The sequence below is a fragment of the Candidatus Falkowbacteria bacterium genome, from assembly GCA_013336275.1.
In the GTDB taxonomy this organism is placed as follows: domain Bacteria; phylum Patescibacteriota; class Patescibacteriia; order Patescibacteriales; family GWE2-39-37; genus JAAXUA01.
In genome coordinates this window covers 181070-195363 of record JAAXUA010000003.1, presented here as the reverse complement: position 1 = coordinate 195363, position 14294 = coordinate 181070, and the positions used below count along the sequence as shown (strand labels likewise).

General features: G+C 46.5%; 13 protein-coding genes, 1 tRNA gene and 1 rRNA gene. 1 reads left to right on the top strand and 14 read right to left on the bottom strand.

From position 1 onward, the window contains the following. From HGA34_03790 to HGA34_03760, 7 genes are all read right to left on the bottom strand, one after another. Positions 1-2001 (bottom strand): 23S ribosomal RNA (locus tag HGA34_03790); the annotation flags it as partial. Between the two features lie 450 nt (positions 2002-2451). Next, the gene (locus HGA34_03785) at positions 2452-3504 is read right to left on the bottom strand and encodes a type IV pilus twitching motility protein PilT (GenBank protein NTW22629.1); all 1053 of its coding nucleotides are present in this window, start codon (positions 3502-3504) and stop codon (positions 2452-2454) included. A gap of 117 nt (positions 3505-3621) precedes the next feature. Continuing rightward, entirely contained in the window at positions 3622-4314 is a 693-nt protein-coding gene (rnc, locus tag HGA34_03780) for a ribonuclease III (protein ID NTW22628.1), read from the bottom strand. 133 nt (positions 4315-4447) lie between these two features. Continuing rightward, on the bottom strand, positions 4448-4915 hold the full coding sequence (gene nusB / locus HGA34_03775) for a transcription antitermination factor NusB (protein ID NTW22627.1): 468 nt from the start codon (positions 4913-4915) through the stop codon (positions 4448-4450). Between the two features lie 72 nt (positions 4916-4987). Then, entirely contained in the window at positions 4988-5185 is a 198-nt protein-coding gene (rpmF, locus tag HGA34_03770) for a 50S ribosomal protein L32 (GenBank protein ID NTW22626.1), read from the bottom strand. A 181-nt stretch (positions 5186-5366) separates the two neighbouring features. Then, the gene (locus HGA34_03765) at positions 5367-6569 is read right to left on the bottom strand and encodes an FtsX-like permease family protein (protein ID NTW22625.1); all 1203 of its coding nucleotides are present in this window, start codon (positions 6567-6569) and stop codon (positions 5367-5369) included. 32 nt (positions 6570-6601) lie between these two features. Then, complete coding sequence (locus tag HGA34_03760) at positions 6602-7936, bottom strand: ABC transporter ATP-binding protein (GenBank protein NTW22624.1); 1335 nt, start codon at positions 7934-7936, stop codon at positions 6602-6604. Positions 7937-8253: 317 nt separating this feature from the next. Between HGA34_03760 and HGA34_03755 the strand changes: the two genes are divergently transcribed. Further along, positions 8254-8472, top strand: a complete 219-nt coding sequence (locus HGA34_03755) for a hypothetical protein (protein NTW22623.1) — start codon at positions 8254-8256, stop codon at positions 8470-8472. Positions 8473-8536: 64 nt separating this feature from the next. On the opposite strand, the gene HGA34_03750 is transcribed toward HGA34_03755, so the two are convergent. From HGA34_03750 to HGA34_03720, 7 genes are all read right to left on the bottom strand, one after another. Further along, positions 8537-10582: a ribonuclease J gene (locus HGA34_03750; protein NTW22622.1), complete on the bottom strand. Its 2046-nt coding sequence runs from the start codon at positions 10580-10582 to the stop codon at positions 8537-8539. Next, positions 10556-10639: transfer RNA gene (locus tag HGA34_03745), tRNA-Leu, on the bottom strand. The genes HGA34_03750 and HGA34_03745 overlap by 27 nt, the downstream gene beginning before the upstream one ends. Positions 10640-10781: 142 nt before the next feature. After that, on the bottom strand, positions 10782-12602 hold the full coding sequence (locus HGA34_03740) for a peptide ABC transporter substrate-binding protein (GenBank protein ID NTW22621.1): 1821 nt from the start codon (positions 12600-12602) through the stop codon (positions 10782-10784). Between the two features lie 170 nt (positions 12603-12772). Continuing rightward, positions 12773-12994, bottom strand: a complete 222-nt coding sequence (gene secG / locus HGA34_03735) for a preprotein translocase subunit SecG (GenBank protein ID NTW22620.1) — start codon at positions 12992-12994, stop codon at positions 12773-12775. 42 nt (positions 12995-13036) lie between these two features. Then, a complete protein-coding gene (gene rplT, locus HGA34_03730; protein ID NTW22619.1) occupies positions 13037-13384 on the bottom strand; it encodes a 50S ribosomal protein L20 in 348 nt (115 codons plus the stop codon). A gap of 50 nt (positions 13385-13434) precedes the next feature. After that, positions 13435-13629 (bottom strand): hypothetical protein, encoded by a 195-nt coding sequence (locus HGA34_03725; GenBank protein NTW22618.1) that lies wholly within the window; start codon positions 13627-13629, stop codon positions 13435-13437. A 61-nt stretch (positions 13630-13690) separates the two neighbouring features. Further along, entirely contained in the window at positions 13691-14251 is a 561-nt protein-coding gene (locus HGA34_03720) for a translation initiation factor IF-3 (protein NTW22617.1), read from the bottom strand. Positions 14252-14294: the final 43 nt, after the last annotated feature.

Genomic DNA, 14294 nt, shown 5'->3' with positions numbered 1-14294 from the left:
CAGGGAGCTGTGTTTTTGTTAAACAGTCGCTTGGGATCTTTAGCTGCGGCCCCATTGCTGGGGCAGGCCTTATCGCTAACTTACGGCCGCTATTTTGCCGAGTTCCTTAACGATGGTTCTCTCGTACTCCTGAGGCTACTCGCCTCGTTCACCTGAGTCGGTTTGCGGTACGGTTACTGTTGCCTTAGCCCTAGAGGTTTTTCTTGTCGGTTCTTACACTCGAATTGGCTCAGCCATAAGCCTCGCCTTCAGACAATCAAGTCAGCTTGTTGCTCCGGATTTGCCTAGAGCAGCCTTCTCGACCATCAACGTGCAAACCAATACACGCTCGAACTTCAAACCGCGTCCCCCCATCGGAAAACAACAGTAGTGCTGGAATATTAACCAGCTCATCCATCGGCTACGCTGCCATTACAACAGCCTCGTCTTAGGACCGACTAACCCTGGGTCGATTTGCGTTGCCCAGGAAACCTTGAACTTACGGAGGGCGGGGTTCTCACCCGCCTTTTTGCTACTCATGCCAACATTCTCTCTTCCATGCGCTCCACCACACCTCACGATATGGCTTCAGCACCCATGGAATGCTCCTCTACCGCTCCATCCTAAAGGATGAAACCCGCAGCTTCGGTAATATGCTTAGCCCCGCTAAATTTTCGGCGCGAGACGACTTGACCAGTGAGCTATTACGCTATCTTTAAAGGATGGCTGCTTCTAAGCCAACCTCCTGGTTGTCGGAGTCACGACACCACCTTTTACACTTAGCATATATTTAGGGACCTTAGCTTGCGATCAGGGCTGTTTCCCTTTCGACCATGAACCTTAGCGCCCACAGTCTGACTCCTGGATTTCACCTACAGGTATTCGGAGTTTGGTTAAGAGAGGTACCTTGCGGCCCACTCTCATTCAGTGCTCTACCCCCTGTAGTCAGCATCCAAGGCTAGCCCAAAAGCTATTTCGAGGAGAACCAGCTATTGCCGAGTTCGATTGGAATTTCACCACTAACCACAGCTCATCCGAAAGTTTTGCACAGCTTACCGGTTCGGTCCTCCGTAACTCTTTCGAGTTACTTCAACCTGGCCATGGTTAGATCACTCGGCTTCGGGTCTTATGCATGCGACCTTCTTAAATATTAGAAAGGGGACTAAAGGGTCCACTTTCTAATAAATAAGATACGGGCTATTAACCCTCGCTTTCACTTGGACTTCCCAGTATTAACTGGTTAATCAAGCCACATACAATAAACTCGTTGGCTCATTCTTCAATAGGCACACCGTCACCCCTTGCGGGGCTCCGATTCTTTGTAAGTGTATGGTTTCAGATACTATTTCATCTCCCTCACCGGGATGCTTTTCACCTTTCCCTCACGGTACTGGTTCACTATCGATCACAAAATGTATTTAGTCTTAGACCATAGTCGGCCTGGCTTCATACGGGATTTCTCGAGTCCCGCACTACTTAAGAAATACTACGACAGAGAAACAATAACTTTCATTTACCGGCCTATCACCGTCTATGGGGTGGCTTTCCAGCCAACTTCAATTAGCTACTGTTTTTTATGACTCTGCTCCGTCAAACTAGACGACGGAAATAATACTCTTACAACCCCCTATGAACATGTGGATCTAGCTCCTTCTATGAAACTCGCCCCGCAAGGGGTTCGTTTCACGCAGTTTATAAGGTTTAGACTGTTCCCCGTTCGCTCGCCACTACTAGGAGAATCGAAATTTTGTAATCGCAGAAGCGAACTTGCGTTCGCAATTACGATTACAAAATTGTTGCTTTCTTTCTTTTCCTTCGGTTACTAAGATGTTTCAGTTCACCGAGTACTCGTCTCATTAGCCTATGTGTTCAGCTAACGGACGCGCCGACTTCATCAGCGCAGGTTTCCCCATTCGGAAATTCACGGATCAAAGGTTGCTTGCCACCTCCCCGAGACTTATCGCAGGCTGCTACGTCCTTCATCGTCATTTTGTGTCAAGGCATCCACCATACACCCTTACTGAGATTTTCCCACACTTCTACTTTTAAAGTCTAAGTGCGGATTCTCTTTGCTTTTATCGTTAACATTTGATTCTTTTTACTATCCTCAATATGCGTGATTATCTATTTTTTGTCGTGATAATAGATAATCAGTATTCTGTTGTCAAAGTCCGACCCGAGGGCCTAAATGCCATTCAAGGCTGAAGATTAGTGCTAGAGGGCAACAAGTTTCAGCCTTTAATGAATTTTCAATTTAAGAAACAAAAAACCGCTCGTCCGAGCGGCAGTACCAACCAAAAATAGCTGGATCTAACCGCTTTTACTTACTAAGGCTAAAAGTTTTTTACACATAGCGTAAGTCAAGTTAAAAGTAATTACTATTATACAGTATTTTCCACCCCTGTCAACCCCTCAAACCTAAAAATAATTCCGGGGGTGGAATTTCCATTATTTTATTTAATATTAGCTATTTTATATTAAGTGAAACTTCTCAATAAACTCGGGATTTTCCATGTAACTTTGGGCTACTTCCTTGGAAATGATATTTTCGCTGAACAGACGCTTTAAATCCTGATCCATCGAGACCATACCCTTCTTGGAATTGGTCTCAATGACGGTGCGCAACTGGGCGATCTTGTTTTCCCGGATCAGATTGGAGACTGCCGGGATGTTGATCATGATTTCTCGAGCAGCTACGCGCCCGCCCTGCTTGCGCGGGATCAGGCGCTGGGAAATGATTCCGGCCAAGGTTGTTGATAACTGCATACGCACCTGGTTCTGCTGATGGGGAGGAAAAATATCAATAATACGGTCGATGGTCTGTGAAGCGCTATAAGTATGCAAGGTGGCCAGCACCAAGTGACCGGTTTCGGCCAAGGTGATGGTGGTAGCGATCGTCTCCAAGTCTCGCATCTCGCCAACCATGATGACGTTCGGATCCTGGCGCAACGCATGCTTCAACCCTTCTGAAAAATTCACCATATCGCTGCCGAGTTGACGCTGCACGATAACGCTCTTATCTGATTTAAAAATATATTCGATCGGATCTTCCAGCGTGATGATGTTGGCACGGCGTTTCTGATTGATAAAATTGATCATCGCCGCAAGGGTTGTCGACTTGCCGCAGCCGGTCGGGCCAGTGACTAGAATCAGGCCTTGATTCAGATTCAGCAATTCATAAACTATCTCTGGGGTGCTGACGCTTTCGAGCGTCGGTATTTCATTGGAAATGACGCGCGCAACCATGCCGATATTTCCTTTCTCGAAAAAAAGATTGATACGGAAACGGGTCTTATCGTTCATCTCATAGCCGAAATCCAATTCCTTGGTAGCTAGAAACCTCTCTTTTTCTTCCTTAGAAATCAAGGAGAAGCTCAGAGTCTCGACTTCCTTGGCCGTCAGGACCTTGGCATCGAGATCCAAGAGCTCGCCATCGACACGCAACATCGGCGGCATATTCACAACCAAGTGAACATCAGAAGCTTTAGAGGCGACAGCGCTTTGGAAGATTTCGAGTATTGTCATGGTAGTTTATAATTTTAATCCGCCTGCCTATAGGCAGGATTCAAATTAATAATACCACGAATAGCCAAAACAAAAAACAGCCTTGGGGCTGTTTTTTTGTTATTTCCAAATTTTAAATTACCACTTCAATTTTTTCACAGCTTTGGCGGCGGCGTCAACTTGAGCTTCCTGTTTAGATGACCCCTTGCCTTTAGCCACAAGCTCCTCGCCCAAATATACGCCTACTTCGAAAGTTTTGGCATGATCCGGCCCGGTCTCGTTCAATATTTTGTAATGCGGTGTCACCTTGTACTGCTCCTGGGCGCGCTCTTGGAATTTAGATTTTGGATCCAAGTATAGCTCATTGGAAAGGATAAACTGGAGTTTGGCAAGGATGTTGACGTCGATAAAACGCTTCGCCGGTTCCGTGCCTTGGTCAAGATACATCGCACCGATAAGCGCTTCGATTGCATTAGCCAGGATATACTGCCTCGCCTTGGAATTCTTATCTTTGGCCTCGCCTTTGGATAAGTACAAGAACTCTTCTATCTCCAGCTCCTGAGCCACCTTGGCCAGCATCTTGGCGTTTACCAAACTGGCCCGCCAATTGGTCAAATCACCCTCTGGCGTGTCAGGAAATTTGTGGAAAAGATGCTCGGTGACGATGATTTCCAAAACGGCGTCACCCAAAAATTCCAGGCGTTCGTTATGCGAAGTGTCAGCATCAGGATGCTCATTGAGATAGGAACGATGAACCACGGCCTGTTTCAGAAGGCTTTTGTTCTTAAACTGAAGGCCGACGATGCGCTCCAGCTCTGCTAATTCTTTCATAGATTTTGTGAGTAAGCAGTCAAGAATGAATAGAAAAGCCAAGGGCTTTTTGCGGATCTGAGGAATAAGCTTCCTTGACCATGCAAAGTATTTTATTCAATCTTCACGGCTTACGAAATTAATTTTCAAACCTTTATTCTGACGCTGCTTCCGGCTGCTTGTTATCGGCAGCTTTCTTGATTCCCTGCTTTTCCATGTCCTTATAGATTGCCCCCAAGACGCCGTTTACGAACTTTCCAGAGGATTCACCGCCGAATGTCTTGGCGATTTCGATCGCCTCGTTGATGGCGACCTTGGCAGGTATCTCCTGGTCATAAATCAGCTCGTAGACGCCGATGCGCAGGATGTTGCGATCAACGATCGTAATCTGTTCCAGCGGCCATTCGGTGGCGTAGCGGATGATATACTGATTGATCTCTTTGACATTGTTGATGACGCCTTTTACGATGTCGTAGGTAAAGCTGTGGTCATCGAGATTGGGAGCGAAATGCTCAACGTTCTTCTCAACCACTTCGGTCAAATCGCCCGTCTGGCAACCATTAAAATCCCACAAAAACAGGGTTTGCATGGCAATGGTTCGGCCTAGGTGGCGATTGGACATATGATATGGTAGCTACAAATTTATTTTGATTTACGAATGATGATTCGTAAATCTGAACACTATTTGTAACGCTTATTTCTTTGCTTTCGGCTTGGCTTCAAGCTTCAAAACTTGCTTGCCTTTATAGTTGCCGCAAAACTTGCAGGCAGTATGGGGCAATACGTTCTTGCCGCACTTAGGGCAAGCGGCTACCGAAACCTTCTTCAAGGCTTGATGTGATCGTCCGCGACGAGCTTCGCTAGTTGGACGGCGTTTAGCTGGTACTGGCATAAAAAATGTAAAACTTAAAAGGCAAAATGTAAAATTCTTGTTGCTCTGTCTGACAGAGCTTCATAAATTTTGCATTTTGCCAGCCTGCCTGACGGCAGGTTTCGTTATTTTTAAATTACTATTAGGACTGGTTCAATATAAATAAAATCCGCCATTATGTCAAGCGCGGAAAGCTAACGATTTATTTATACCTTAAAGCGTCAAGAGGGTTGATTTTAGCCGCTTTTCGGGCAGGATATACGCCGGTCAGCAAGCCGACACAACCAGAAAAGACCATGATAAAGGCGATAAACCAGGCCGGCCTGTAGAATAGGTTGAGGCTTTGGCCGCCGAAATTCTTGGCCAAAATATTGATACCGATATTAGCTAATTCGCCGCCTAAATAGCCGACAGTTATGCCCATGATGCCACCCAACAGGCCCATCATGAGCGACTCCAACAAGAACAGGACTAAGATGTCCATCTTTGAGGCGCCGATGGCGCGCATAATGCCGATCTCATTGATTCTCTCAAGCAAGGCGATAGTCATGGTGTTAAACATGCCGATGGCGGAAACGATCAATGCAACCAAACCGAACAATGAGAGCACGATCTGAACAATGCTGAAAATCTTGTTGGCTTGCTCGATAGTATCTGATAATGAGGAGACGATAAAGCCCTGATCTATGACCGCCGTACGGACAGCGTCCGTAAATTGGCTAGCCTCAACCTTGACCTTCAGTTGGTTATAAGTCGAAATATTCAAATCGCTCAGCGTCTTCATCGGAATGAACACATAACTAGTGGTATCATCTTCGATTACGCCGACGATGCGATATTTTTCATTGCGTTTGATCACGCCCAGCTCTTCGTTGCCCTCTTGGGCCGTACCCTTGGGCATAAAAAGGCTCAAGCCGATTTCCCTGCCCAAGACCTTGTCGGCATCCAAGTTGAAAAGCTTGGCCGCAGCCGAAGAGATGACCGCCTCATAAACCTCATCCGTTTGCAGCACTTTGCCGCGTTGCGGAATGATGCCGCCCAGACGAAAGAAGGAGGGATTTACGGCATAGACCAAACCATCTCCGGTAAGCTGCTCGATCGTCAGCTGAGCCGAGTAGTTAGCCATCGGGCTGACTTCGGACACATGAGGCATTTTGCCGATCGAACTGACATTATCCTGGGATAAGTTGATCGCGCTCGAGATTCCAGGAGTGACATCCAAACTCAAAAGCGAATCCGCTGTAGTAATTTTGCTCAAAACCACATTCTGCAAACCGTAGCCCAGCGAAACCAGAAAAAGCACGGTTCCGATACCGACGCCCACGCCCAAAATCGTCAAGAAAGTACGCATCTTTCTAGTTTTGAACATTCTGGTGGACAGTGATAATGTGTCGCGCAGTTTCATAATTCTATATTTAACTGGTGGTGCTTCTTAAATTACTTGTACTTGCCCAAGATCAACAATTCTAAGCGCTTGCCCATTTTTTTGGCCGTGCGGCGATTGATGCCAGCCCCGCCCCGTCGCAACGGTGCATTGATGCGCTTGCGGAAGACGTCACGATCGATGACATTGTCTAAGCGTTCCTTGATGGCCCGGTCGAGCACCTCGAGCACGATGAAGTTCTTGATATCGACATTATACTCATCAAGCAAGTAGTGTCTGACTTCCATAACCTCGCTGCCGGCGTCTGGCATGATGTGCATCCTTATCTTATTCTCTTCGGTTTCGAGTCGTTTGATTTCACCCACGATATCCTTGATCTTGTCGGCCAGTTTTCTGGCGGTGCGGCGGTCGAGGTCAGCTCCGCCTTTTTCCATGCTCTGGTCAAGGAATTCAAAGGTCGATTCGGTGTCGTAAACGCCGGTCATCAGGAGATTCTCAACTTTTTTCTCGATTTTCTCGATCTCTTCGGTCGTCATGCCGATCAAGGCTTCGGCGACAATCTGCTTGGCCTTGAACGGAATCAGCAAATTACCGATCTGATTCGGCGACAAGCTGGAAAACGTCTGTATAAGCAGCTCTAATTCCTTGGAAATATTAGGCTTGTTTTCAGCTACCGGTATCTGCACGCCATGCACGTTCTTATTGACTCTGGTCTCGATCAGGTGACCATCCTTCAGGTAAAACACGCGGTGAGCATAGCTTAAAAATGCCGGGTTATGAGTGACAAGGATAATGGTTTTCTTTTCCTTCTCGTTAAGCGTCTTTAACATGTCCATTACGTCCTGTGAGGACTTGGAGTCCAGGTTGCCGACAGGTTCGTCGGCCATCAGAATGGCTGGATCGTTGACCAGGGACCGGGCAATCGCGACGCGCTGCTGCTGACCGCCCGAGAGCTCTGTCGGCAACTTGCGCGCCTGCTTGCCGACACCGAAATATTCGAGAAGATCCAGGGCGCGCTTGGTGCGCTCTTTCTTGTCGCCATTGATGAAAATCTGAGGCAAGGCGACATTTTTTTGCACTGTCAAAGAAGCGATGAGGTAAAAAGCCTGAAAAATCATGCCGATGGTAGTGCGGTGGAACTTCAGAATCTCCTTCTTATCAAACAGTGCGATATTCTTGCCATCAACGATGACATTGCCTTGGATATTGGTCTCCAGGCCTGAGATGGAATAAAGCAGGGTCGACTTGCCGCAACCGGACGGACCGAAAAATATCACGAATTCTTCGGGATAAATCTCGAGGTTTATATCAGACAAAGCCCGGTATTCGCTGCTCTTGCCCAGATTATAGATAACGTTTAAGTGCTCTACTTTGATTATTGGCTGCATTTTCTCCTTGGTTTATTGAGAATACGATTCAGTGTAATTATTATAACACTTTTTAAAAATTCATCCAAGCCGAATCGGGCCTTTTCTGTCTCTGCTCTATTGCTATAGATTTCGCAAGCGAAGAATCATAAAATAATCAATAATTTCGCCAAAAATGCATCAAAGTCCCTCCGTTTGATTCCGGTCGGCAAGTGGCACCCGACTCATCCTTAACGGATTATTAATCTTGATTGTTGATAATTCAAATAGTAATTATTGCTGGTCTTGCCATTTTCCAGCAATAAACTTATACTCAATTCAAATACATAAACTAAAATATGGACGAGACAACTTCTGAAATCTACGAACTGGTCAAAACCAAAGTCGAAGAGCAAGGCGCTTACGATATCGACTCTTTCGAGCAGGTAGTCGATGAGACTATCGATTATTTTCTTGAACGCGGCAAGCTTTCTGATGAGGATAATCTTGAATTCATCAAAGACGAACTGATGGCTATGCGCGAACTGCTGCAAGACGAGGCAGCCGAAGAAGAATAATATTTTTGCAGACAAAAAAACACGCCAGCAATGCTGGCGTGTTTTTTTATATCGGCTTTAAATATTATACTTTTATCACCACCGGCAAGACCATCGGTCTGCGCTTGGTGTTGGCATACAGGAACTGCCCGACGTCATTGCGAATCTTGTTCTTGAGATAATCATCATCGGCCGGGGTGCGCGGATCATGGTCTTTGACGATCTTCTTGACCTTCATCCTGGTTTTTTCTATCAGTTCCTTATTCTCTTTCATATAGACGAAGCCTCTGGAAATGATATCTGGGTTGCCGATCGGCTCGCCGGTCTTGTTGTCGACCGTGGTAATGATCACGATCATGCCGTCTTCGGCCATGACTCGGCGATCGCGCAAAACGATATGGGAAACATCGCCTACGCCCAGGCCGTCAACCATGATATAATCTGACGGGACCTTTTCATTGGACATGCGCCCGGTGACTTTTCCGGACTGATCCTTGCTGAACTCGACCACTTGGCCGTTGTCAGCGACAAAGATCTTCTCTTCCGGGATGCCGACACCGCGAGCCAAATCAGCATTCGCCTGCAGAAGATAATGATTGCCCTCGATCGGCATAAAATATTCCGGCTTGATCAAACGCATCATCAGCTTCAGGTCTTCCTGTTTGGCGTGGCCGCCGGCATGGACATCCATCATGTGATAATGTATCACCTTGGCACCTTGGCGTACGACCATATCTCTCAATGTCTGGATCGAGCGTTCGTTTCCAGGAATAACGGATGAGGAAAAAATGACAGTATCGCCTTTTTTAAGCTCGACCGTCCGATGCTCCTTGTTGACGACGCGTGATAGGAAGGCGCTGGATTCGCCCTGGGCGCCAGTGCCTAAGATGATCAGCTTGTTGTCTGGATATTTATGCAAATCTTTATCATCGACTATCAACGAAGGGTTAAACTTCAAATATCCGATTTGATGAGCGACTTCCACGTTGTCATTCATGGTGCGCCCCTGCAAAGAGACTTTGCGCCCATGCTTCTCGGCCAGCTCCAGGATTTTCTGGACACGGCTGATCTGCGAGGCGAAGGTGCCGATGATGATTCGGCCTTCGATCTTATCGAACAGCTTGTTCATCTCGTCACCGATATAAGATTCTGAGACTTGATAGCCTGGATGGGTCGCATCAGTAGAGTCGGCCATCAGCATCAGGACGCCGCTAGCTCCTAGGAGGGCGATGCGATTGATGTCGGCCGGCTTGTCGTTGACCGGCGTGTAATCGATTTTGAAATCGCCAGTATGGATTACTGTGCCGACCGGCGTACGGACGATAATTGCGAAGCCATCGGGGATAGAATGGTTGACGCGCAAGAATTCGACCTGAAAATTTCGGCCCAGCTGGAGCTTGGAATTCTCGTCGATTTCCGCGATGTCAAGATTGACTTGGCGATGATATTTTTCGGTCAATTTTTTGACCAGACCAGCGGTCAGCTTGCCCATGAACATCGGCGGGTTACCCAAAGCTGGGACCAGATGAGGGATGGCACCGATGTGGTCCATGTGGCCATGAGTAATGATCACGCCCTTGACCCAGTCCTTCTTGTCTTCCAGATAAGTGATATTAGGAATGATATAATCGATACCGGGCATGTCTTCTTCCGGAAACTGCAAGCCCATGTCGACGATTATGATTTCCTTGTCATATTCGAAAACAGTCATATTACGGCCGACTTCTTCAAGCCCGCCCATAACCATGACGCGGAGCTTGCCGCCAGCGAAACTCCGCTCGCGGATAATGCGGCGCGGACGTTCAGATGGAACAGCCGGCGCTTGGCCCTGTACCTGTTTAGGCCGGGGCGCTTCGGCTCGCCTGGACTGTGTGTCCTGACGAGCAAATTTCGGTTTTGCCCGACCGCCTGCCGATGGCAGAGCGGCGGAACCGCTTTTGTACTTAGTGATCATAGATTTGATGAGTAGCTCCGGATCATTGTCCGGAAAAATTGCATCGGTTGAGCCGATGCGAGAGTTCAAAGCGGCGCTAAGCGCGCCGACCAAGAGTCCTTGCGTACTCCTTATTAATTTAGTAGGAGATTTCTTACTGAAATCTGATTGTGCCGAGAAGAGGACTTGAACCTCCACGGGGTTGCCCCCACATGCACCTGAAGCATGCGTGTATACCAATTTCACCACCTCGGCTTATTATTTTATTCTATTGTAAAATATTGTTTTTCCAAGTACCCCGGGCACGCATGTTCATGCGTGTATACCAACCTGCCTGCCGGCAGGCAGGTTTCACCACCTCGGCTTATTATTTTACTCTATTGTAACTAATGTAAAATTACCACTTAAACCTTCGACTGGTCTTAATGTACCACTCATTAACGTTGGCCAAGCGATCGCTTGGCACGATAATCGTGGCAACATTCATGTTCTTAACTGTCTTTTTTTGGATATAACTATATACTGGCGAATACAGGAAAATGGCCGGCTCCTCTTCTGCCAAAATTGCCTGAACCTTCTTGTAGGCCTCGGCTCTTTGCGACTGGTTGGCATTTACTCTGGCCTCCTCAAGCAGTTTGTCTACCTCCCTGTTGCTATACCCGGTCAGGTTTAAACCCTGGCTGGTAGCCTGGGAAGTGTGCCAGAACGGATAAATATCCGGGTCGGCACCGAGCATTTCGCCATAGAACAAGCTCTCGAAATTCCGATTGCGTACGACCTCAAATTGTATCTGGTTCGGTGCTACCAGCTCTATAGCCGTCTTAACTCCGATACCCTGCCAATAATTCTTAATCGCGTCAAGAACAGCCGCATTGTCGCCAGCATCGACGCTGGTCAACCTGATTACCAGATAACTGCCATTCTTGGCCATCCAACGCCCCTCGCCCAGAGCCAATATGCTTTCGGCCGCATCCTTCACTTTCTTGTCTGCGCTTGTTTTGTCTTTTTCCGCCTGGGCAATCTTGTCCTTATTTATCTCTACAGCCTGATATCCAGCCTCCGACAACAGCTTTGTCGCTCCTGCCTGATCAAATTGATATTTTTTCTGGTCCGGGTTGAAGGCGAAATTGTCCGACGATATCGGACCGTCAATCAGCTTGGCGTTGCCGAACAGGCTCTTGTCAATCAATTCTTGCTTGTTAATGGCGAGTGACAGTGCCTGCCTAACCTTCTGATCAGTTAGGGCTGGGTTGGCTTTCAGATTGAAAAACACCGCCATGGCCTGAGGCAAGGAGATCTGATTATAATCCAAAAAGGTCTTGCCAGAAATATCAGTGAACAGGTTGTTGGGCAGATAGCTTGCGCCATCGACGGAACCATCACTCAGTTTCGCAATCAATTCCTCGAAAGATGGGTAGAACTTGAATTGCCAATCCTGGATGTGGACACTGCCGCCATAATATTCCGGGTTAGCCTCTAGGTGATATGAAATCAGATTTCCGTTCCTATCTTTAACCAATGACTTGAACATGTAGGGGCCGGTGCCGATCGGCTTCAGATTCAGTTCAGCTAAACTGACCGAATTGGGTGGGATCTGATACCAGAGTGCTTGTGACAAGATACCGAAGGTCAGCAAATCGAGAAATCCGGCATAAGGCTGCGACAATGAGAAGCGGACAGTCGAGTCATCGATTTTTTCCAAGGCAACCCCGCTGAAGCTTTGGCGCAATGGTGACTTATACAAAGGATCTTTGATGGCGTTAAAAGTAAAAATAACGTCATCGACTTTGAATTTGTCGCCATTATGCCAAACCACATTCTCCCTAAGCTTCAAAAGGTAACTTTTGCCATCGGGCGCAGCCTGGTAGCTTTGCACTAAGTCGGCAGTCAGCTGTCCCTGGTTGTTGCGTTTGAACAAGGAAGAATAAACCAGCTGGCTTAAATCCGCATCAACATCATTGACGACCGAATAAAGCGGGTTGATATATTTCGGCAAACCGACCACCCCCTCGGTGTAAGTTCCGCCAGCTACAGGCAGAGTTTCAAGGTGTTTATTTACAAAGCTTGCACCGAAAACCAATAAGGAAATGACAAACACTGAAGTGGATATGCGCCACACCAAGCGCTCGCGGGGATTCAAAAAATTTTCAATATACTTCAGCTGGGCTAGACTGGGAATGCGCGCCGGTGCCATCGAATAAACCAGCTTCTTGTCCAAATCAGCCGAACGTTTTTGATCATTTTCCGTCCGGATTTCACCTTTTTTCCTTAAAAGACCGCCCACTAAACCGACGGTTGCAGACCAAAACCGCTTTATAGAATAAAGCAGCTTACTCGTACGATGCCTAAAATTAAACGAGTTCTTGGCCACAACTTAAATAAAATAAGTTATTTTTTCAAGAAAAGAGTGGCAAGTGCGGTTCCGAAAAATAGAACCGCTAAAACGATAGTAGAATAAAATAGAGTTTTTTCTATGCCACGCTTAGTGCGGTAAATGCTGCTAGCGCCACCAAAAATGCCTGACAAGCCGGTACCGCGACTTTGAAGCAGGATTGCCACCATCAATAAGACGGCAAGGACAATCTGAGCTATTTGGATAAGTCTGATCAAATTCATAATAAACTATAGCATTTTTTAAACTGTTTGTCAAAATTACTTTTTGACCTCAGCTAAAATTTTGGCCAAAACTTCTTTGTTGCTTACAGCCAAATCGGCCAAAACCTTCCTGTCCAATTCTACCTGGCTCTTCTTAAGAGCATCGATGAAGCGAGAATAGCTTACGCCATGCTCTTTGACAAAAGCGCTGATCTTGATCTGCCAAAGTCCGCGGTTAACGCGTTTCTTTTTGCGGCGATCGACAAAGGCATGAACACCAGCCTTAAGTACGGCGGTTTTTGCAGCCTTAATAAGGTTCTTGCGACCCCACATGTAGCCCTTAGTCTTGGCTAACAGTTTTCGGCGTTTCTTGATGTGTGTAGTTCCTCGTTTAACTCTTGGCATATCGGTAAAAAATTTCTAAATAATAAATACTAATATTAGACAATACTAGACTATTTCTGCGTCAAGGCGTGAATCGTCTTGACATAAGCCGGGTTAGCGTTGATGTCGCGCTTCTTCTTGGTGCCCGTTGAACCGTTTTCTCTGGCATTGTAGTGATCCTGGCCAGGCTTACGGTGGATAATTTTGCTAGTTTTAGTGATTGTAAAGCGCTTTGCAGTTGCTTTGTGGGTCTTAATCTTCGGCATACAAACTATTTTGGCTTTTTTTAAATAAAAAAACAGGACTATACCCTGGTTTAGACAATACCTAAACGGTCTTATTAAACAGTATTATAATAAACCCAGAACCTTTTCTTGTCAAGTCCTGCTCCCGCACCAGCTTAAACCTCTCGTCTTTTTCCAATTCGACAATAAAGTTCTGAATATTCTCGACCGCCTTTTCTGGGTGCTGTCTTTCCCGGCCACGCAACATCAATTCAATCTTAAGCTTATTCCCTTTTTCCAAAAATCCCTTAGCCTGCTCCAGTTTGAAATTAAAATCATTCTGACTGATACGTACTGTTAGGCGGATGCCTTTGATTTCAACCTTTTTCTGCTGGACTTTTTTCTTATGGGCCTGCTTTTCTTTCTCATATTTGAATTGTCCATAATCCAAAATCTTAGCAATCGGCGGGTTGGCCAGAGGATTCACCTCAACCAAATCCAAGCCAGCTTCCTCGGCTAAGCGCAAAGCATCGCGAGTGTCCATTTTTCCTAAATTTTCGCCATTTTCATCGATTACCATCAATTCAAAAGCGCGAATCTGCTGATTCGCCCGAAATAGCTTCCCTTCATCCTTTTTTTGCGGCCTACGCCAAGTTCTTTTCATAATCAGTTTAGTATTATGACGTAATAATAGCGAACAAATTTAA